The organism is Pseudomonas sp. SWRI154 (assembly GCF_014268645.1).
Lineage (GTDB): Bacteria > Pseudomonadota > Gammaproteobacteria > Pseudomonadales > Pseudomonadaceae > Aquipseudomonas > Aquipseudomonas marvdashtae.
The window spans coordinates 17676-37415 of the sequence record NZ_JABWQW010000002.1 but is presented as its reverse complement, the minus strand read 5'-3'; the positions used below and the strand labels follow the sequence as shown (position 1 = coordinate 37415).

The window sequence follows — 19740 nt, the reverse complement described above, 5'->3', positions numbered from 1 at the left end:
TTGTCATACAAGTTGGGGCTGTAGAAACGAGCCATTCCGATGCCGTCGGTGATAGGATCGACATGCCTGTTTTCGAGGATCCGGCACATGCAGCAAACCACCGAAGCGCCCTTGCGCAAGCGCACCCATAACCTGGCCCATGACTTGGTGACAAAGTTGAGCCAGAGCATCTTGCTTGGGCAGTTGAAGCCTGGAGAAAAGCTGCCATCCGAAGGCGCCATCGTGCGGGAACACGGCGTGAGTCGCACCGTGGTGCGCGAGGCGATTTCCAAGTTGCAGGCTTCGGGGTTGGTGGAAACCCGGCACGGCATCGGCACCTTTGTGCTGGAGCAGACCGGGGAGCAGGGGCTGCGCCTCAATGTCGATACCGCGGCCGGCGTGCGGGGCATTCTGGAACTGCGCCTGGGCTTGGAAACCCAGGCCGCCGCGTTGGCCGCCCAACGTCGCAGCGAGCAGCAACTGCAGCAGATGCGCCAGGCGTTGGATGACTATCAGCGCTTGCTCAGCAACAACGACAGCTGTGCCGAAGCCGACCGGCGTTTCCATCTACTGATTGCCGAAGCCACGGAAAACAGCTGCTTTGTCGAGATCATGCAGCACTTGGGCAGCTCGATGATTCCGCGCACGCGGGTCAATGTGGCCGAACGCGGCCAGGCAGACCTGGGCAAGCTGGCGCAGTTGGCGAACCTGGAACATGAGGCGATTTTCAACGCGATCAGACGCCAGGACCCGGACGCTGCCCGTGCGGCCATGTGGCTGCACCTGACCAACAGCCGCGACCGATTTGGTGCGGGCACCTGACCCATCACCCACGCCACGCCATTGCAAATCCCTGTGGCGAGGGAGCTTGCTCCCGCTGGCCTGCGCAGCAGGCCCCTGGCATCCTTGCAGGCAGACCGCACGTACCAGCTTTGCGACTGCTGCGCAGCCGAGCGGGAGCAAGCTTCCTCGCCACGGGTTCGGCGCAGGCAAAAAAAACCGGCGCAACCCAGGTTGCGCCGGTCTGCTGCCAGTGGTTACGCGGATATCGTGGGTCCGCGCAGCCACCGTTGTGCCTGTTGTCGGTTACGCCCGTTCCAGCGCCAGGGCCACGCCCTGGCCGCCACCGATGCACAATGTCGCGAGGCCTTTCTTGGCGTCGCGCTTGATCATTTCATGCAGCAGCGTCACCAGCACCCGGCAGCCCGAAGCGCCGATGGGGTGGCCCAAGGCAATGGCGCCGCCGTTGACGTTGACCTTGGCCATGTCCCATTCCAATTCCTTGGCCACCGCCAGCGACTGGGCGGCAAAGGCTTCGTTGGCTTCGATCAGGTCCAGTTGCTCCAGCGTCCAGCCGGCCTTGTCGAGGCAGCGGCGGGTGGCCGAGACCGGGCCGATGCCCATGATGGCTGGGTCGACGCCGGCGTTGGCGTAGGCGCTGATTTTCGCCAGCACCGGCAAGCCCAGTGCCTTGGCTTTTTCCGCGCTCATCAGGATCACGGCGGCGGCACCATCGTTCAGCGAGGAGGCATTGCCCGCAGTCACGCTGCCGTCCTTCTTGAAGGCCGGCTTGAGCTTGCCCAGGGATTCGGCGGTGGTGCCGGCGCGCGGTTGTTCGTCGGTGGCGAACGCCACCGGGTCGCCCTTGCGCTGGGGAATCATGATCGGCGTGATCTCATCGGCGAAGCGGCCACCTTCGATGGCGGCGATGGCTCTCTGCTGGGAGCCGGCGGCGAAAGCGTCCTGCGCCTCGCGGCTGATGCCGTATTTGTCCACCAGGTTCTCGGCGGTGATGCCCATGTGGTAATCATTGAACGCATCCCACAAGCCATCGGTGATCATGCTGTCGATCATTTTCGCGTGGCCCATGCGCAGGCCGGTGCGGGCGGCCGGCAACACGTAGGGCGCCAGGCTCATGTTCTCCATGCCGCCGGCGATGATGACGTGGGCGTCGCCACAGCGAATCGCCTGGGCGCCCAGGTGCAAGGCCTTGAGGCCTGAGCCGCAGACTTTGTTCAGGGTCAGGGCCGGCACGGCATGGGGCAGGCCCGCGAGGATCGATGCCTGGCGTGCCGGGTTTTGCCCGGAACCTGCGGTCAGCACTTGGCCAAGAATCACTTCATCGACCTGTTCGCCGGACAAGCCGGTCTGTTCCAACAGGCGGCGAATCACCGCCGCGCCGAGTTCCGGCGCGGGAATGGCAGCCAGCGAACCCTGGAAGCTGCCGATGGCGGTGCGGGTTGCGGCGACAATCACGACTTCTTGCATCGAATCTCTCCTCACTGGGCAGCGAATTGCATTTCCGGCACGTGGTCCGGCACGATCAATTTGCCGGCGGTCTTGGCGACGATTTCCTCGACGCTGACGCCTGGCGCACGTTCTTTCAAGATGAAGGCGCCGTCCTGGATTTCCAGGTAGGCGAGGTCGGTCAGCACACGCTTGATACAGCCTGCGCCGGTCAGCGGCAGGCTGCAGCGCGGCAGCAGTTTCGACTCACCGTCCTTGGACGCGTGGGTCATGGTGACAATGATGTTCTCGGCACCGGCCACCAGGTCCATCGCGCCGCCCATGCCCTTGACGAGTTTGCCGGGGATCATCCACGAGGCAATATTGCCTTCGACGTCCACCTCGAACGCGCCGAGCACGGTCAGGTCGATGTGGCCGCCACGGATCATCGCGAAGGACTCGGCGGAAGAGAAGATCGAAGCGCCGATGCGTGCGGTGACGGTTTGCTTGCCGGCGTTGATCATGTCGGCATCGACTTCGGCTTCGGTGGGAAACGCGCCCATGCCGAGCAAGCCGTTTTCCGATTGCAGCATGACCTCCATGCCTTCGGGGATGTAGTTGGCGACCAGGGTCGGAATGCCGATGCCGAGGTTCACGTAGTAGCCGTCCTGAATTTCGCGGGCGACGCGCTGAGCCATTTGTTCGCGGGAAAGTGCCATGGTGTTATTCCTTCATTCGGGCCGGGGGCGGGGGATCACTTGCGCACGGTGCGCTGTTCGATGCGCTTTTCGAACGTGCCGCAAATGACCCGGTCGACGTAGATGCCAGGGGTGTGGATCTGCGCCGGGTCCAGTTCGCCGGGTTCGACGATTTCCTCGACTTCCACCACGGTGATCTTGCCCGCCGTGGCGGCGAGCGGATTGAAGTTCTGGGCGGTGTGACGATAGATCACGTTGCCGAAATGGTCGGCTTTCCAGCCTTTGACGATGGCGAAATCGCCGGTGATGGACTCCTCCATCAGGTACTGGCGGCCATGGAATTCACGCACTTCCTTGCCTTCGGCCACGGGCGTGCCGACGCCGGTGGCGGTGAAAAACGCCGGGATGCCTGCGCCACCGGCGCGCATTTTTTCGGCGAGGGTGCCTTGGGGAGTGAGCACGACTTCGATTTCGCCGCTGAGCAATTGCTGCTCGAACAAGGCGTTTTCGCCCACATAGGAGGCCACGACCTTGCGGATCTGCCGGTCTACGAGCAGCACGCCGAGGCCGAAACCGTCGACGCCGCAGTTGTTGGATACCACGGTGAGGTCCCGGGTGCCCTTGCGCTTGATCTCGGCGATCAGGTTTTCCGGGATACCGCACAGGCCGAAGCCGCCAGCGATGACGGTCATGCCGTCCGTCAAGCCTTCCAGCGCTTCCTCATAAGAGCTCACGCGTTTGTCGAAACCTGCCATAGACACCTCTTTTATTCTTGAATGGGGTCGCAATGAAAGCAGTGTTGCGCCAAGTCATATATTTGTTAAGTTGATTTTTAGATTGGATTGATTGATAAAACTCAATAGTGGCTGACATTCGCTTGCAGCTTGAAACTAACCACTTGCCGCTGGGAGCGTAGCGACCATGACCCTCAAGCAAATCCGCGCATTCCTCGCCGTGGCCCAGAGCCTGAGCTTCGCCGTGGCGTGCGAGCGGTTGCATCTTTCCCAGTCGGCCCTGAGCTTGACCATCAAGGCGCTGGAAGAGGGGCTTGGTGGTCGTTTGTTCAGTCGCAATACCCGTAATGTCGCGTTGACGCCGGAAGGCGAATCGCTGCTGCCCTTGGCCCGTCGATTGGTCGCCGACTGGGACAACGCCGAAGACGAGATGCGCCAGCGTTTCACCTTGCAGCGCGGTCGCGTGACATTGGCGGCAATGCCGTCGTTTGCCGGCAACCTGCTGCCGCCAATCCTGAAGACCTTCCGCGCCCGGTTCCCGAATGTCAATGTCACGGTCAACGACGTGATCAACGAGCAAGTGCTGGAAATGGTTCGTGATCGTCACGTGGAACTGGGCGTGGCGTTCGAGCCGCTGCAGAGTTCGTCGCTGGTCTTCACGCCGTTGTACCTCGATCGTTTCGTTGCGGTGGTGCCGTTGGATTCGCCCTTGGCCCAGCTCGCCGAGATCGATTGGAAAGCGTTGCTGGAGCATCCGTTCATTACCCTGCAACGACCCTCCACCGTGCGGGTCATGCTCGAAGAGCACCTTCAGGCCCGGGGCATGAAACTGCCGGTGGAGTTCGAGAGCCATCAGTTGGCGACCGTTGGGCGGATGGTTGCCAGCGGCCTTGGCGTGAGCGCCGTGCCGGCCTTGTGTGTCGGCCAGATGCACGAGCTGGGCGCGCGCTGCATCACGCTCAGCGATCCGGCGATAGAGCGGGCCATCGGCGTACTGACCAAGCCGGGGTATGAACTGTCGGCGGCGGCCCAGGCGTTGTTCGATACGTTCAAGGACCAGGACTTGGCTGCTCGGCTGTCGACTCGATAAATCGCCAGCGGTCGTCAGATCAGCAAGGGCAACAGCTGCTCACATGGCGCCTCGACCTTGAGGTCCAGCAGGTCATCGGCGCGGGTCTTGCCCCGATTGATCGCCAGCAGCGGCTTGCCTTGTTCCTTGATTGCCCGGCACAGGCGAAACGCCGAATACGCCATCAGCGAAGAACCCACCACCAACAATCCATCCGCTCGTCCGACGGCTTCGGTGGCGCGGGTCGCCGTGGTGGCGGCGACGTTTTCGCCAAAGAAAACCACATCGGGTTTCAAACGCTCGCCGTCGCAATGAGGGCAGCGGGGAATCTGGAAGCGCGCTTCGAATGCCGGATCCAACAAGGTATCGCCGTCGGGTGCCTGCACCGCATCGACGCCGGCCAGGTAAGGGTTTTGTGCCTCCATCAATAATTGTATCCGCTGCCGCTCGCTCCGCTGGCTGCAATCCAGGCACAGCACCCGGTGCAGGTTGCCGTGCAGCTCGATGACCTGTTGGCTGCCGGCCTGGTCGTGCAGGGCGTCGACATTTTGGGTAATCAGGCCGCTGATGCGTTCTTGTCCCTGCAATGCCGCCAAAGCTTCGTGGGCCTGGTTCGGCCGGGCTTGACGCATGCGCGGCCAGCCCAGCATAGCCCGCGCCCAATAGCGCCGCCGTGCGTCGGGCCTGGCGAGGAACTCCTGATACATCATCGGCTGACGGCCCCGTCGCACGCCGTCGCTGTCGCGGTAATCGGGAATGCCGGAGGGTGTGCTGATGCCCGCGCCGGTCAACACCAGGAAGCGGCGTCCGGCCATGTACGCCTGAAGCTGTTCGATAGGGTCACGGTGAAGATCGTCGGGCATTTGCGTTCTCCGCTGGGCTTGAATCCTGAGGTTAGCATCGGGCTCGCTGTACGCCTTTCGTCGCCCTCCCTGGGTCTTTCTTCAAACTTTCCCGGCGCGCGGAACATCCACCTTATGTGCGGTATTTCAGATTTTTTCGCACAACAGTGCGCTATGGATACTGAATAAGGAGAACGCAATGGCAACCCCTAAAGACAACCTGCTGGACTGGCTCAACGATGCTCACGCCATGGAACAGCAAGCGGAGAAAATGCTCAAGGCCCAGGCCGAGCGCCTGGAACATTACCCGGTACTCAAGGCGCGGATCGAACAGCACATCGAAGAGACCCTCGGGCAGCAGAAACTGGTCGAGCAATGCATCCAGCGCCTGGGCGGCAGCCCTTCGATGCTCAAGGACATGGCCGGCAAGCTGATGGCGTTCGGCCAAGCCATGGGCGGCATGGCGATGAGTGACGAAGTGGTCAAGGGCGCCATGAGTGGCTACGTATTCGAGAACCTGGAAATCGCTTCCTACACCGTACTGATCGAGGCGGCGAAAGTAGCTGGCGATGTGGAGACCCAGAGGGCCTGCGAGCAGATCCTGCCCCAGGAGATCGCCATGGCCGAATGGCTGCGCGATCACTTGCCGGAAATCACCCAGGCGTTTCTCCAGCGTTCGGCCAATCCGCATACCGAAGCCAAGCGCTGACTTGAGTGCAATGCAAGAGGCGCGGCCAGGCCTGTTCCGGCCGCGCCAGACCTGCCGTCAAACGCAAAGAGGACAGGTATGAAGCAGACCACCGGTGAGGTAAGAGCCATCAATCGACAGAGCGCGAGGGTGGGTGTCTATGTGGCACAGGAGGACGGCCATACCGTCCTCGAGCTGGGACCGGCCAATGATGTCGATATCGGCGATGTCATGGAGTGGGACAGCGGAACGGCCATTGGCACCCAGACTTATCGCAACCTGACCAAAGGTTGGACCGACGATGTGTACGTGGCAAAGCACGGCGTGGCGGCGGCGAACCTTGAGGTCCAACTGCTGGTGGGATCCTGACGACCCGGACCCCAGGAGGACGAGCATGAGTGAATTACGTTGTGGTTGCCCCGGCTGCCATTGCGATGTGGATCCGGAGCGGGTGTTCAATCACGACGGCGAGGCCTATTGCAGCCAGGCCTGCGCTGAACAACACCCCAACGGTGAACCGTGTCCGGCGCCGGATTGCCATTGCGAGCGCAGTGGCAAGGTCGGCGAAAGGGACATCACCAACAATCAACTGGATGAAGCGCTGGAGGAAACGTTCCCGGCCAGTGACCCGATTTCACCCTGAACAGAGCTATATCCGGGTATCGGCGACAGGGTACCCGGACACCGCAAGCCGGTCAGTGCGGTGGTGCAAGACAACACCGGCAGCCCGCGAGTTTTGGCTTCCTGGAACGGCGCGAGGCCAGGGTGACGAGACCGGTGCAATGGGGTGCCGGCGTCACCCGGCCCTTGGCGGACAGCGTGGAAAGACACGCACTGTTTTGCAATCGGGCACTATCAATCCCAGCGCAGCGGTTCTTTGGATGAACGACGGTAAAGATAATTTATCAATAGCCGCTTGTTTGATAGCCCTTGGAAATAGGCCCAGTGGCGGCAAATTAGCTGCCAACAAAAAGTTTGGGTTAATTTGACCGTTCGTCGCCACGTGAAGAACTTAATTCAAACCTTGGACGTGTCAGGTTTTCCGAATAATACGAGCCAACGAGGTTCGCAAATAGCAACTAACGAGGTGAATGAAATGGCAAACACAGGTAATAACAACCCTGGCAATTTCGCTAACGATCGTGAGAAAGCGTCGGAAGCTGGCAAGAAAGGCGGACAAGCATCGGGTGGCAACTTTGCCAACGATCCAGAACGCGCAGCTGAAGCCGGCCGCAAGGGGGGACACATGTCCGGTGGTAATTTCGCCAACGACCCGGAACGTGCCGCAGAAGCCGGTCGCAAAGGCGGGCAGGCTTCGGGCGGGAACTTTGCCAATGACCCTGAGCGGGCCTCGGAAGCCGGCAAGAAGGGCGGACAGGCGTCGGGCGGCAATTTTGCCAACGACCGGGAAAAAGCCTCCGAAGCTGGTAGGAAAGGCGGCGAAAACAGCCACGGTGGCGGTCGTAAATCGTAATGTCCCGTGGTCTTCAGGTCTCATGCCATTGGCATGGGACCTGTTCCAGCCGCAACAATAAAGTGTTAATCGAGTCGGGCATGATATGCCCGGCTTCGTTGATTTGTTGCTGTCGAAACAAGGGCGATCCTATATAAAGCTGCAACTACCGTTCGTCTTTTGTCCTGAATAAAAAATAAATTTTATCCATTTAACTTTTTCTGACTTTCATGAGCCTGCCGTCGGCAGTGTTACTCATGACCTGCGTCCTGACCGAGGAGTTTAATCATGTTCATACATAACAAACGACTGCAATATACCGTGCGTGTCGCTGAGCCTAATCCAGGGCTCGCCAATCTGTTGCTCGAGCAGTTTGGTGGTGCCCAGGGTGAACTCGCGGCCGCATCGCGTTATTTCACCCAGGCCTTGTCCGAGGACGATCCGGGTCGCAAGGACTTGCTGATGGACATCGCCACCGAAGAACTCAGCCACCTCGAGGTGATCGGCTCGATCATTGTGATGCTGAACAAGGGGGCCAAGGGCAAGATGGCCGAGGGCGTCGAGCAGGAAGGCCAGCTGTACCGCGAGATCCACGGTGCCGGCAATGACTCGCACATTACCAGTGTCCTGTACGGCGCCGGTTCGCCGCTGACCAATTCGGCGGGTGTGCCTTGGACCGCCGCCTATATCGATACGATTGGCGAACCGACGGCGGACATGCGTTCCAATATCGCTGCCGAGGCCCGGGCGAAAATCGTTTATGAGCGGTTGATGAACGTCACCGACGACCCTGGCGTGAAAGAGGCCCTGGGTTTTCTGATGACCCGCGAAATCGCCCACCAATTGTCGTTTGAAAAAGCCCTGCACGCTATCCAGCCCAACTTCCCACAAGGTAAATTGCCTGGCATGCCGGAGTTCACCAACGTGTACTTCAATATGTCCCAGGGCGAACCTTCGGTACGCGGTCCTTGGAACCAGGGCGACGATTGGGAATTTGTCGAGAACCCAACGCCGGCAGTCGACGGTGGCGATGGCCTGGCGAGCGTGCAGTTGAGTGAAAAAGACGAGGCGTTGCTGATGGACATGAAGGCGCGGACGATGTCCAACCCTGAAAGCGACCCTACGACGGGTGCCGACTTGGGCTCGGGAATGCAAAGTGACAAACTGTAGGACGCCGGCGAGGGGGCGTGCCCCCTCGCCTGAAATCATCGCCTGACCGTTGCGCCTTGGTGCACGGCGGTTGGGCGCCGCATGGCTAAATCGACAAGGATATTTGATGGACCAGCCCACCTCCCGGATCCGATCGCCCTGGCGTACCTGGCTTGATCCTGTGCAAAACAACTTGTTCCTGGGGCTGGCCTTCTGGCTGGGGTTGGCACTGGTCGCCGCGCTGCTGCTCTATAGCGGCTATAACGCATTGGTCGGCGCCGACCGCCAGAACCTCGGGTACGCGGCGCTGGGTGGTACGTCCGGTTTTGCCGCCACGGCCCTGGGCGCGCTGATGGCGGTGGCGCTGCGCGATATCTCGTCGCGGACCCAGGACATCATGCTGGGTTTCGCCGCGGGCATGATGTTGGCCGCCAGCTCGTTCTCGCTGATCTTGCCGGGCATTGACGCCGCGCAGACCCTTCTCGGCAATCAGTTGCTCGCCGCCCTTGTCGTCGTGATCGGGCTCGGGCTAGGCGTCGCGCTGATGATCGGCCTCGATCGCTTCGTGCCTCATGAACATGAGTTGAGTGGTCGGCGAGGGCCCGAAGCCAAGCGTATCAACCGGGTCTGGCTGTTTGTCCTGGCGATCACCTTGCACAATCTACCGGAAGGCATGGCAATCGGCGTCAGCTTTGCCAACGGCGACCTGAAGGTGGGTCTGCCCCTGACCACCGCCATCGCCATCCAGGACATTCCCGAAGGGCTGGCGATTGCCATGGCGTTGCGCGTCACCGGCATCAGTACCCTGCGTGCCGCGCTCATCGCGGTCGGCTCGGGATTGATGGAGCCGCTGGGCGCGGTGATTGGCCTGGGCATGTCGTCCGGCGTGGCCTTGGCTTATCCCATCAGCCTGGGGCTGGCGGCGGGGGCGATGATCTTCGTCGTGTCCCACGAAGTCATTCCCGAAACCCACCGCAATGGTCACGAGACGCCAGCGACCCTTGGCTTGATGATGGGGTTCGCGGTGATGATGTTCCTCGACACCGCGCTGGGCTGAAAACGCGCCCGCGACCCTCCGTCCAGGCTTGCACAGATTTGTTGAACATCCGCAATTTCCTCCGGGTCAGTGTTGATGACAGGTGAGGCGCGCTTCACTTCTTCAATCGAGAGGCGCCAGACGCGGCGCCTTCTGTGACCGGAGGATACTGAGATGGCCAGAACATCAGTCACCGACCTGTTCATTCACGAACTGTCCGACGTCTACAGCGCTGAAAAGCAGATCACTCGCGCCTTGCCGCGCATGGCCCGGGCCACTACCAACCCGCTGTTGGCACAAGCCTTCAACGATCACTTGGAAGAAACCCAAGGTCAGATCGAGCGCATCGACACCCTTGTCGAGGTGGCGGGCATCAAGCTCAAACGCATGAAGTGCGTCGCCATGGAAGGGTTGGTGGAAGAGTCCAAGGAACTGATCGAGGAAATCGAGAAAGGCGCGGTGCTCGATGCGGGGCTGATTGGCGCGGCGCAAAAAGTCGAACACTATGAAATCGCCAGCTACGGCACGCTGATCGCCATGGCCAAGCATTTGAACCTGGGTAACGAAGTGGTCGGCTTGCTGTTGGCGACCCTCGAAGAAGAAAAAGCCACCGACGAGAAACTTTCCAAAATCGCCGAGCAGGGCGGCAACCAGGCGGCGACGATGGAGTCTTGAAGTCGACTGACGAGCTCTTGTGGCGAGGGAGCTTGCTCCCTCGCCACGGGTTCGGTGTTGGATCGGGCATTGGTGTTCACCTCCAATGCCCTTTTTTATAGGCGAAACCCAGCCAAACGGCCCCACCGACCGCACAGCGTCCGGGATTGAAACTCAGTGGAACTACGCTTCCACGCACTCCGTCATTTGTTCTGAGAGGCATCGCTACGGCGGTGCCTGTTGTTGAGTTTTTCATCACGGAGGCGATGGACAGACATGACTATCCCGGACAACAACCCCGAGCGACAAAGCGGCACTTCAAGTCAGGGTCGACCTGACGAGTCCCTTAACCACATCAAGGAGGACGTGAACGAAGCCATCGGCAGCGCCCGCGAAAAGGCCGATGCGCACTTCGGCCAATACCGCGATACCGCGGCGGACCAGATCGATGCCTTGGCGCGTGGCGCCAAGTCGGCCATGTCGGAACTCGAAGCCAACGACACCCTTGGCCTCTCGCATTACTTGGCGGACATGGCCGATAGCATGAGCGGTCTGGCCGGCAAGCTGCGCAACAAGAGCGCCGAGGAGTTGCTGCACGACGGCTCTCGCCTGGCACGGGATAATCCCGGTCTGTTCCTCGCCGGCAGCATCGCCGTGGGCTTCGGCCTGTCGCGGTTCCTCAAGGCCGGCGCCTCGCCGGTTGCCACTGAAGTCGACGACCCTGCCGCTGGGAATTCGAATCCACCGGCCGGCGGTTTCGGTGCCCAGCGCCCCTTCGAGCCCACCCCAGACCCCATCGGTCCGGGTGCCGCAACAAGCAGCGGCCTGGCCACCGGCGTTACCCCGACTTCACCCAGCGTCCAAGACCATCCCAGTGACTCAGCCACCGGCTCGCTGCCGGGTTCGGCCAATACCAGAGGAGAATTGTGATGAACCGACCAGACCCAGATCTGCAGCGCCCCACCGAGACCACGGCGTCCGAGAACGATGCGTCGGTCATGGGCTTGCTCCGGCAACTGACCCATGAAGTCCCTTCGCTGTTCACTAAGGAATTGGCGCTGGCCAAGGCTGAGTTCCAGGCCAGTCTCAACTCGCTGAAGGCGGGCATCGCCGGAGTGGCCGGCGGCGCGATGGTGCTGCTGGCCGGTTTTATCATCCTGCTGATGGCAGTGGTGTATGGCCTGAGTACGATGATGGCGCCGTGGCTGGCCGCGCTGATCGTCGGTGTGGTGGCGATGATCATCGGCTTCGTCATGGTCCAGTCGGGCAAGAAGCAGTTCGAACCGTCCCACTTCAAGCCTGACCGAACGCTCGATGCCTTGAACAAAGACCAGGAAGCCCTGCGGAGGAAAGCCTCATGAAGGATGAATTCAAAACCGAATCCGAAAAGAGCCCGGAAACCATCGAGCGCGAGATCGATGAGCAGCGCGCCCATATCAGCCACATCGTCGATGCCTTGGGCAGCAAGTTCACCCCGGGGCAAATGCTCGATCAGGCACTGGGCCTGGTGAAGGGCAATGGCGCGGAATTTTTCGGCAACCTCGGCACCACGGTGCGCAATAACCCGGTGCCGACTGTGTTGACCACGGTCGGCTTGTGCTGGTTGATGCTCGGCCAGAACCACCCGCCGCGGGTCGGCTATCGCGTCGGACCCGACCAGGACGGCAGCGGCTGGAGCGAGGGACTTGCCGGTGGCCTGGGTAGCGCCAAGGATCATTTGCATGACACCACCGATTCGTTGCGCGAAGGCTTCCACCATCTCAAGGACAAGGCTTCGCACCTGGCCGACGGCCTCGGTGCCAGCGCCCGTCATGCTCGCCACAGCGCCCATGAAACGGGGGCGCGAATGAGCCAGGGTACTCAGGACCTGGGCGAGCAGTTCAGTCGCCTGCTCAAGGAGCAACCGCTGATGCTGGCGGCCGCGGGTATCGCCTTGGGCGCCATGCTGGGGGCTGCGTTGCCTGGCACGTCGACCGAACAGCGGGTGATGGGCAGGACCAGCGCCGACCTGGCCGACAAGGCCAAGCAAAAGGCGCGCGAGGGCTATGAAACGGTGCGCGATACGGTGAGCAAGACCACCGAGCATCGTGACGAGCCAGCCACCCCGCCAGCCACTGGACACGCGCATTCCGGCGCGGATCTGTCCGGCGGGTTGGGTACCTCGTAAGCGAGCGCAAGAGGCGGTGCGGGATGTTCCCGCGCCGTACCTGTCAAGGTTGGCAGGAGCCTCGGCTGTTGTGCGGTTATTTCATCTGAAGTACACCGTTCCCAAGGAGGCAGCACATGAAACATCAGGTCCCGTTCAGCGGCCATCTGGTCTTCATCGGCTTCGGCTCCATAGCCCGAGCCACGTTGCCCTTGCTACTCAGGCAGGACCATATCGAGGTCGAGCGCATTACCGTCATCGCACCGGTGATCGAGCAGGACATCTGGTTCAAGGAGCGGGGCATTCGTTTTGTCCGCAAGGCGCTGACCGAGCAGACCTTTGTACAGACGCTGGATCGCTTCGTGAAACCCGGGGACTTCATCGTCAACTTGTCGGTGGAGGTCAGCTCATTGGCCGTCATGGCGTACGCCTTCGACAAGGGTGCCCTGTACTTGGACACCTGCGTCGAGCCCTGGGCCGGTGGCTATGACGATCCGCACCTGGACCTTTCCCACCGCACCAACTATGCGTTGCGCTATCAAGTACTGGACCTGCGCAGGAAGTTGGGCAAAGGCCCGACGGCGGTCGTTGCCCATGGCGCCAATCCAGGCTTGATTACCCATATGCTCAAAGCTGGACTGATGGAGTTGGCGGTGCAGCTGGACCATCCGTTGCCCCAAGACCGCGAAGGCATCGACTGGGCGCGGTTATGCATGGAGATGGGCATCAAGGTCATCCATTTTGCCGAACGCGATACCCAGCGTTCGCAGCGTCCCAAGGAGGACGATGAGTTCGTCAACAGCTGGTCGGTGGAAGGCTTCATCAGCGAGGGCAGCCAGCCGGCGGAACTGGGGTGGGGCAGCCATGAGCGCAGTTGGCCGACCTCAGCCCGGCGTCATCGCTTCGGCACGCGCAACACGATTTATCTCGAACGCCCGAGTGCCAGCGTGCTGGTCAAGACGTGGACGCCGTTGGGCGGTCCCTGCCTGGGGCTGATGATTACTCATCATGAAACCGCATCGACGGCTGACCTGCTGACCGTCAAGGAACAACGCAGATTGGTCTATCGACCGACGCTGCATTACGCCTATCACCCTTGCAATGACGCGCTGCTGTCGATTCATGAGCTGGTCGGTCGCGGCTGGGAAGCGCAAACCCGGCAACGCATCCTCAATGGCGAAATCGACAGCGGCGGCGCCGACGCCCTCGGTGTCTTGCTGATGGGCCATGAGCTGAATGCCTACTGGTTCGGTTCGGTGCTGAGCATCGACGAAGCCCGGGCGCTGGTGCCCTTCAACAACGCCACCAGCCTGCAAGTGGCGGCGGGGGTGCTGTCGGGCATCGTCTGGGCGGTAGAGCATCCGGACCGTGGCATCGTCGAGCCCGAGCAAATGGATTACCAGCGTGTACTGGAAGTCGCACGGCCTTACCTCGGCACGCTGGTGGGCCAGCGCACCGACTGGACGCCCAGCGGTTCGAACCGTAAAACCTCTACGGGCGGGGCGGCGGACGATTGGCAATTCGAGCATTTCACCCGGTTTTAACTGCCGCGACCGCGACCGCGACCGCGACTCGTGGCGAGGGAGCTTGCTCCCGCTGGGTTGCGCAGCAACCCCAATGCAGGCGACCCGGTCAATTTGACTCATTGGATCGCCCGGTCGAGGGGCCGCTACGCGCCCCAGCGGGAGCAAGCTCCCTTGCCACGGTTTTTCGGTGTTCCGCCTGGTTCTGTTTCCATGGATCTATACTCAGCTCCGTGGATGACAGGATTCCAAGGTGGCGCAATCGTGCGGCGTTCGCTGATGCTGGCTGTGATGCTCGTCCTGGCGGGGTGCGCCACGTCGCAGCGCGGTCAGCAGGTCGCCCCGGTGGCGATCCCCGAGGGCACTTGGCGACAGGTTGATCGACAGATCATTGCCGCGTCGAAAAGCGCCACCGAGCAAGCCGGACTCTATGCGCGCGGCTCCATGGAGCATTGGCGGGTGCTGGTGTATGAGCGCACGGAGGCCGAGTTCATACCGTGGTTCAGCAGTTATTGGACCCAGGAGTGGCTGGCCGTGAAGGTCAGTTGGTACTCGGCCAGCGCAAAGGGCGAGGCGGATTCGTCGGCCAAGCGCCTGGCGGTTTACCTGCAGGAGCAGTATCGCGAACAAGTGCTGGAACCGGTGGCGGTGGAGATTGATCCCGAGGCGATCAGGGCCAACGCGACGGCTTACTACCTGCGCCTGTTGAATCAGCAGGTCCAGGTGATCGCGCAACGGCATCGAATCCCCCTCGAACTGATGAATCGGCGCCTGCACGGAATCCGGGCGATCAACCTCGGGCCGCCAGCGGCGCGCAACGCGTCGCTGTACGAGGTGGTCCACACCGAACCGCTCAATACACTGCCGGCCTATGCGGCGTTGATCGATCACGTCGACAAGGCCGCTGACACCGGTTCTGGCCCCTCGGATGCGGTGATTGCCACGGTGGCACAACGCACCAGCGAAAAGATCGAGGCGCAATTCGCGTCGCGAGGGGCGACCGGTGCGGCGGCGGCCGTGGCGGGGAAAGCTGCGGGAGCGTTGATCTCGGTGGGCGTGGCGAGCATCCGCGCGATCATCCACGAGGGCGAACGGCCGGAAATGGAGGCGCACATTCGTAAAAGCCTGAGCGCGGCGTTCGACGAGGCCTGGTTCAAATCCCTCAAGCACCCTCTCAGCGGAGTGATGGCGCCGGTGTATTACCTGGGCGGGGAAATCGATAGCAACCTGGTGGAAGCGGACCTCAACAATCGGCCTGCGAATCTGCCAGCCCTGACGCCCTAGTCGGTCACTCAGACCCCAGCGTCACGCGGCAGCCCTTGCGATGGCGGATCTGTTCGTCCGAGGGGCGCTCCCTAATGAATTCAAAGCGTGGCTCGCCTTCGCTGTAGATCACCAGCCAGCCCCATTCCAATTCGTTTTCATCCTGCCCTGGCCGGGGCGGCGCGGCCCACCAGGGTTCTTTTTGCATGATCTGGCGCATCGTTTACCTCCTGCCGGTTGATCCGTTGAACTATAGACTGCGCGATTTTCATCCCGCTCAGTGTGCTCTGCCCCCGTCCAACGGCGTCTAGCGTCTGTATCCCCGCACTCGAACGGGGAATGACTGGACCCATGCGCACATGCAAGCACTGTTGAACGAGATCCTCGATGCGGTTCGCCCTCTGATCGGCCAGGGCAAGGTAGCCGACTACATTCCCGCCCTCGGCACGGTGCCGGCCAATCAGTTGGGCATCGCCGTCTACAGCAATGACGGTGAGATGTATTGCGCAGGCGATGCTGAAACGCCGTTTTCGGTACAGAGCATTTCCAAGGTGTTCAGCCTGGTGCAGGCGATCGAGCATTCCGGCGAAGCCATCTGGGAACGCTTGGGTCACGAGCCGTCCGGCCAGCCGTTCAACTCGCTGGTGCAACTGGAATTCGAGCGCGGCCGACCGCGTAATCCGTTCATCAACGCCGGTGCCCTGGTGATCTGCGACATCAACCAATCTCGCTTTGCCGCTCCGGCGCTGTCGATGCGTGATTTCGTACGTCGCTTGTCGGGCAACCCCCAAGTGATGGTGGACGGCAAGGTCGCCGAGTCGGAATACCAGCACCGCGCGCGAAACGCGGCGATGGCCTACCTGATGCAATCCTTCGGCAACTTCCACAACGACGTGGAAGCGGTGTTGCGCAGCTATTTCAGCCACTGCGCGCTACGAATGAACTGCATCGACCTGGCCCGGGCGTTCTGCTTCCTGGCCAATGATGGCTTCTGTAAGCACAGTGGCGAGCAGATCCTCAGCGCTCGCCAGACCCAGCAGGTCAACTCCATCATGGCCACCAGCGGCCTGTACGACGAGGCGGGCAACTTCGCCTATCGCGTCGGCCTGCCGGGCAAGAGCGGCGTGGGCGGTGGGATTGTCGCCGTGGTGCCGGGGCAGTTCACGGTCTGCGTCTGGTCGCCGGAACTCAACGTTGCCGGTAATTCCCTCGCCGGTATGGCGGCGCTGGAACTGCTCAGCCAACGGATCGGCTGGTCGGTTTTCTGATGATAAAAAAAGGGCCCGCTCCTGATTCAGGAGCGGGCCCTTTGGTTTTATGGATTTTCAGCAGAGGCGGTCGATGACCCGAACCTCAGCGCTGTCCTGCACCGCCGGCCAGGCCTGGGTCAGCGTGTGTAGCACGCGACTCATGAAGTCCTTGTCGGCGGCGGCTTTCTTGCCGACGTAGCCCTGGCCACGGCGGTACATCTTCAGCCGGGCACACAGGTCTCGCTGGTGCTTGTCGAACTCGTCTTCCTGGGTGAAGGGCGAGAGGCAATCCATATGGACCTGGCCGTTCTTGCTGATCCACAGGATGTGACTGTCCAGGCTGTCTTTGTGTGCTGCGAACATGCGAGCCAGTTCATCAATAGATGGTTGATTATTCAGATTCATGTGTAAGCCCCTTGACCATTTGGTTGATCTGTCTGGTGGTTCGCAAAACTTCGCTGTTCGGTGATTGGTTGCCTGTCGCCGAAACCAGGCCGTCAGCGTTCGTCCGTCGAGTTTCGACGGGGTCGTGCATCAGTTGTGTAGTGTTATCGAAGGGCTGCTACGCAAATGCGCTACAACGAAGAGAAACAGCGAAGAATCTTCAGGCCAGTATCGACTTTGAGGGTCGAGCCCATGCGTCATGAGGATTGATCGCCAGCGTTTCTCGTCCTTGTCACCGGACGGTCATGCCAGGTCAGCATCTTCAATCTGCCTTGTGGGCAGTCCCTTTATCGAAAAAACAGCTCGGCGGTCAGACGAGCTTGCTCAAACATTTACCTGTACTCCCGATCGGGGAGACGTCTGCATCATGCAAGGGCAAATCGGAGGCGTCAACGGTTTTGTAGTGATTATTTTTGGTCACTACATATTGTCGGACAAAATGGTTTGGGTATGAAAAAGCGGCTGCGAGTGGTTTCTCGTGGCGAGGGAGCTTGCTCCCGCTGGGGCGCGAAGCGGCCCTCAAAAAGGCATGCGCGATGTATCAGATATAGCGCGTGTGGTTCCTTGGGGCTGCTACGCAACCCAGCGGGAGCAAGCTCCCTCGCCACGGGGATCGCATGGCCTTCTGCGACAGGGCTCAGGTGGCCTTGGCCTTGCTCGCCTTGCGCGGTGCGCCGTCAGTTTTGCGCTTGGCCGGCTTGCGTTTTTTCTTCCATGGCGCGGCCCCGCGCCCGGCGGGGCTGGCCGGGCCGCTGATGGTCAGGCGCATACCCTGACAGCGGGCGACGTGCTTGCTCATCCAGGCGGCTTGCCGGGTGACGAATTCTTCCAGGCTCATTTCGCCGCTTTGCACCATGTCCAATGCTTGTTCCCAGATCGCGGTGGTACCTGGATCTGCAATCGCGCGAGGTACGGCGTCGATCAGGCTGAACGCTGCCGGGGTGGCGGACAAGGCCTTGCCGTTCTTCACCAGGTAACCGCGGTCGAGCAGGCCCTGGATGATCGAGGCGCGGGTCGCTTCGGTGCCGATGCCGGTGGTGTCCTTGAGCTTCTGCTTGAGCAACGGATCCTGCACCAGCTTGGCGACGTTCTTCATCGCCTTGATCAGGTCGCCCTCGGTGAACGGCTTGGGCGGCTGGGTCCACAGGTCCCTGGGCGTAACCGCATCCACCTTGCAGTCACCGCCCTCGGCCAGCGCCGGCAAGGTCTGCGGCGCGGGTGCCTCGCGGCCCCGTGCCGGTGCGAGTGCTTCGGGCAGGGCGCGCTTCCAGCCGGGTTCGACGACCTGCTTGCCGACGGCGCGCAGGTCCTGGCCGGCACAATCGAAGTCGGCCTGGGTCCGGTCGTATTCATGGTTGGGCAGGAACTGCGCCAGGTAGCGCGCGCGAATCAGCGTGTAGACGGCGCGCTGCTTGCCGGCGAGCTTGTCGAGGTTTTTCGCCGCAGCCGTGGGAATGATGCCGTGGTGCGCGCTGACCTTGGCGTCGTTCCAGGCGCGGGATTTGCGTTGGGGTTGCAGGTGATCGCGCAGCGGTGCAAGGCCCGGGTCGGCCTGGGCGAGGGCGGCCAGGATGGCAGGTGCTTCGCTGTGCTGGCTCACTGGCAGGAAACCGCAATCGCTGCGGGGATAGGTGATGAGCTTGTAGGTTTCGTAGAGCGACTGGGCGACGTCCAGGGTCTCCTGGGCGCCAAGGCCGAGCTTCTTCGAGCAGACTTCCTGCAAGGTGCCCAGGTCGAACGGCAGCGGCGCCGCTTCGCGCAGGCGTTCGGTGCGTACCTTGATGACCCGGGCTGTGGCAGCGTTGCCCATGGCCTGGGCGGCGTCTCGGGCCAGGGCCTGGTTCAGGCAGCGTTCCTGGTCGTCGCAGGCGTCCGGATCGGCGCGCCATTGAGCGGTGAAGGCGGTGCCGGCGTCGCTCAGTTGCACGTCGATGGCCCAGTAGGCGACCGGTACGAAGTTGGCAATGCTGCGGTCGCGATCCACCACCAGACGCAAGGTCGGCGTCTGCACGCGGCCCACCGGCAAGACGCCTTGGTAACCGGATTGGCGACCCAGGAGCGTGAACAGGCGACTCATGTTCATGCCGATCAGCCAATCGGCCCGTGAGCGACCGAGGGCCGAATGGTACAGGTTGAAAGTTTCCGCGCCGGGCTTGAGCGCGCCGAGGGCCTTGCGGATCGACGCGTCGTCCAGGGCCGACAGCCACAGTCGTTGGATCGGCCCGCGATAGCGGCAATGCTCGACCAGCTCCCGGGCGATCATTTCGCCCTCGCGGTCGGCATCGGTGGCGATGATCAGTTCCGTCGCCTCCCCCAAGAGCCGCTTGACCGCTTTGTACTGCCCGGCGGTTTTCGGCTTGACCGTCATTTTCCATTGCGCCGGCACGATGGGCAGGTCGGCCAGCACCCAGCGCTTGTAGCGCGCGTCGTAGGCGTCGGGCGGGGCGGTCTCCAGCAGATGGCCGATGCACCAGGTGACCGTGACGTTCGCGCCCAGCCAGCAACCGTCGCCGCGCCGCGTGGCGCCCAGCACGGTGGCGATGTCCTTGGCCTGGGACGGTTTTTCACACAGGTACAACCGCATAA

At 61.7% G+C, this 19740-nt stretch carries 22 protein-coding genes; 15 read left to right on the top strand and 7 right to left on the bottom strand.

The genetic code is table 11. The features are described from left to right. Nucleotides 1-87: 87 nt before the first annotated feature. Nucleotides 88-801 (top strand): FadR/GntR family transcriptional regulator, encoded by a 714-nt coding sequence (locus HU806_RS02150; protein ID WP_186609675.1) that lies wholly within the window; start codon nt 88-90, stop codon nt 799-801. Between the two features lie 264 nt (nt 802-1065). Here the strand turns inward: HU806_RS02150 and HU806_RS02145 are convergent, their stop codons facing one another. Genes HU806_RS02145 through HU806_RS02135 form a run of 3 tightly spaced genes read right to left on the bottom strand, consistent with a single transcriptional unit; the run spans nt 1066 to nt 3658 of the window. After that, on the bottom strand, nt 1066-2247 hold the full coding sequence (locus HU806_RS02145; RefSeq protein WP_186609674.1) for an acetyl-CoA C-acetyltransferase: 1182 nt from the start codon (nt 2245-2247) through the stop codon (nt 1066-1068). An 11-nt stretch (nt 2248-2258) separates the two neighbouring features. Then, on the bottom strand, nt 2259-2924 hold the full coding sequence (locus HU806_RS02140; protein WP_186609673.1) for a CoA transferase subunit B: 666 nt from the start codon (nt 2922-2924) through the stop codon (nt 2259-2261). Between the two features lie 35 nt (nt 2925-2959). Further along, nucleotides 2960-3658, bottom strand: a complete 699-nt coding sequence (locus HU806_RS02135; RefSeq protein ID WP_186609672.1) for a CoA transferase subunit A — start codon at nt 3656-3658, stop codon at nt 2960-2962. A gap of 166 nt (nt 3659-3824) precedes the next feature. Here HU806_RS02135 and HU806_RS02130 point away from each other — a divergent pair, with 166 nt between their 5' ends. After that, a complete protein-coding gene (locus HU806_RS02130) occupies nt 3825-4727 on the top strand; it encodes a LysR family transcriptional regulator (protein WP_186609671.1) in 903 nt (300 codons plus the stop codon). A gap of 14 nt (nt 4728-4741) precedes the next feature. Here HU806_RS02130 and HU806_RS02125 read toward each other — a convergent pair whose 3' ends face one another. After that, the gene (locus HU806_RS02125; RefSeq protein ID WP_186609670.1) at nt 4742-5569 is read right to left on the bottom strand and encodes an NAD-dependent protein deacetylase; all 828 of its coding nucleotides are present in this window, start codon (nt 5567-5569) and stop codon (nt 4742-4744) included. A 178-nt stretch (nt 5570-5747) separates the two neighbouring features. Between HU806_RS02125 and HU806_RS02120 the strand changes: the two genes are divergently transcribed. The 12 genes from HU806_RS02120 to HU806_RS02065 all read left to right on the top strand — a co-directional run bounded on the left by HU806_RS02120 (nt 5748) and on the right by HU806_RS02065 (nt 15481). Further along, nucleotides 5748-6257, top strand: coding sequence for a ferritin-like domain-containing protein (locus tag HU806_RS02120; RefSeq protein ID WP_186609669.1), 510 nt, complete (start codon nt 5748-5750; stop codon nt 6255-6257). Between the two features lie 78 nt (nt 6258-6335). Next, nucleotides 6336-6605 (top strand): hypothetical protein, encoded by a 270-nt coding sequence (locus HU806_RS02115; protein ID WP_186609668.1) that lies wholly within the window; start codon nt 6336-6338, stop codon nt 6603-6605. A gap of 25 nt (nt 6606-6630) precedes the next feature. Beyond that, nucleotides 6631-6879: a metallothionein gene (locus HU806_RS02110; RefSeq protein WP_186609667.1), complete on the top strand. Its 249-nt coding sequence runs from the start codon at nt 6631-6633 to the stop codon at nt 6877-6879. A 453-nt stretch (nt 6880-7332) separates the two neighbouring features. Continuing rightward, the gene (locus tag HU806_RS26785; protein ID WP_186609937.1) at nt 7333-7710 is read left to right on the top strand and encodes a con-10 family general stress protein; all 378 of its coding nucleotides are present in this window, start codon (nt 7333-7335) and stop codon (nt 7708-7710) included. Between the two features lie 267 nt (nt 7711-7977). Continuing rightward, a complete protein-coding gene (locus HU806_RS02100) occupies nt 7978-8859 on the top strand; it encodes a manganese catalase family protein (RefSeq protein ID WP_186609666.1) in 882 nt (293 codons plus the stop codon). A gap of 106 nt (nt 8860-8965) precedes the next feature. Then, on the top strand, nt 8966-9895 hold the full coding sequence (locus HU806_RS02095) for a ZIP family metal transporter (RefSeq protein WP_186609665.1): 930 nt from the start codon (nt 8966-8968) through the stop codon (nt 9893-9895). 153 nt (nt 9896-10048) lie between these two features. Further along, complete coding sequence (locus HU806_RS02090; RefSeq protein WP_186609664.1) at nt 10049-10549, top strand: YciE/YciF ferroxidase family protein; 501 nt, start codon at nt 10049-10051, stop codon at nt 10547-10549. Nucleotides 10550-10804: 255 nt separating this feature from the next. Beyond that, the gene (locus HU806_RS02085; protein ID WP_186609663.1) at nt 10805-11458 is read left to right on the top strand and encodes a hypothetical protein; all 654 of its coding nucleotides are present in this window, start codon (nt 10805-10807) and stop codon (nt 11456-11458) included. After that, on the top strand, nt 11458-11889 hold the full coding sequence (locus tag HU806_RS02080) for a phage holin family protein (protein ID WP_186609662.1): 432 nt from the start codon (nt 11458-11460) through the stop codon (nt 11887-11889). The genes HU806_RS02085 and HU806_RS02080 overlap by 1 nt, the downstream gene beginning before the upstream one ends. Then, nucleotides 11886-12695 (top strand): DUF3618 domain-containing protein, encoded by an 810-nt coding sequence (locus HU806_RS02075; protein WP_186609661.1) that lies wholly within the window; start codon nt 11886-11888, stop codon nt 12693-12695. The genes HU806_RS02080 and HU806_RS02075 overlap by 4 nt, the downstream gene beginning before the upstream one ends. 116 nt (nt 12696-12811) lie before the next feature. Next, nucleotides 12812-14218 carry a saccharopine dehydrogenase NADP-binding domain-containing protein gene (locus tag HU806_RS02070; protein WP_186609660.1) on the top strand — a complete coding sequence of 469 codons (1407 nt, stop codon included), beginning with the start codon at nt 12812-12814 and terminating at the stop codon, nt 14216-14218. A gap of 243 nt (nt 14219-14461) precedes the next feature. Beyond that, on the top strand, nt 14462-15481 hold the full coding sequence (locus HU806_RS02065) for a hypothetical protein (protein WP_186609659.1): 1020 nt from the start codon (nt 14462-14464) through the stop codon (nt 15479-15481). A 4-nt stretch (nt 15482-15485) separates the two neighbouring features. Here HU806_RS02065 and HU806_RS02060 read toward each other — a convergent pair whose 3' ends face one another. Further along, nucleotides 15486-15680 (bottom strand): hypothetical protein, encoded by a 195-nt coding sequence (locus tag HU806_RS02060; protein WP_186609658.1) that lies wholly within the window; start codon nt 15678-15680, stop codon nt 15486-15488. Nucleotides 15681-15819: 139 nt separating this feature from the next. Between HU806_RS02060 and glsB the strand changes: the two genes are divergently transcribed. After that, nucleotides 15820-16728, top strand: a complete 909-nt coding sequence (glsB, locus tag HU806_RS02055) for a glutaminase B (protein ID WP_186609657.1) — start codon at nt 15820-15822, stop codon at nt 16726-16728. A 57-nt stretch (nt 16729-16785) separates the two neighbouring features. On the opposite strand, the gene HU806_RS02050 is transcribed toward glsB, so the two are convergent. Together HU806_RS02050 and HU806_RS02045 are read right to left on the bottom strand one after the other, a co-directional pair. Beyond that, nucleotides 16786-17115, bottom strand: a complete 330-nt coding sequence (locus tag HU806_RS02050) for a hypothetical protein (RefSeq protein WP_186609656.1) — start codon at nt 17113-17115, stop codon at nt 16786-16788. A 676-nt stretch (nt 17116-17791) separates the two neighbouring features. After that, the gene (locus tag HU806_RS02045) at nt 17792-19738 is read right to left on the bottom strand and encodes a DNA topoisomerase III (RefSeq protein WP_186609655.1); all 1947 of its coding nucleotides are present in this window, start codon (nt 19736-19738) and stop codon (nt 17792-17794) included. Nucleotides 19739-19740: the final 2 nt, after the last annotated feature.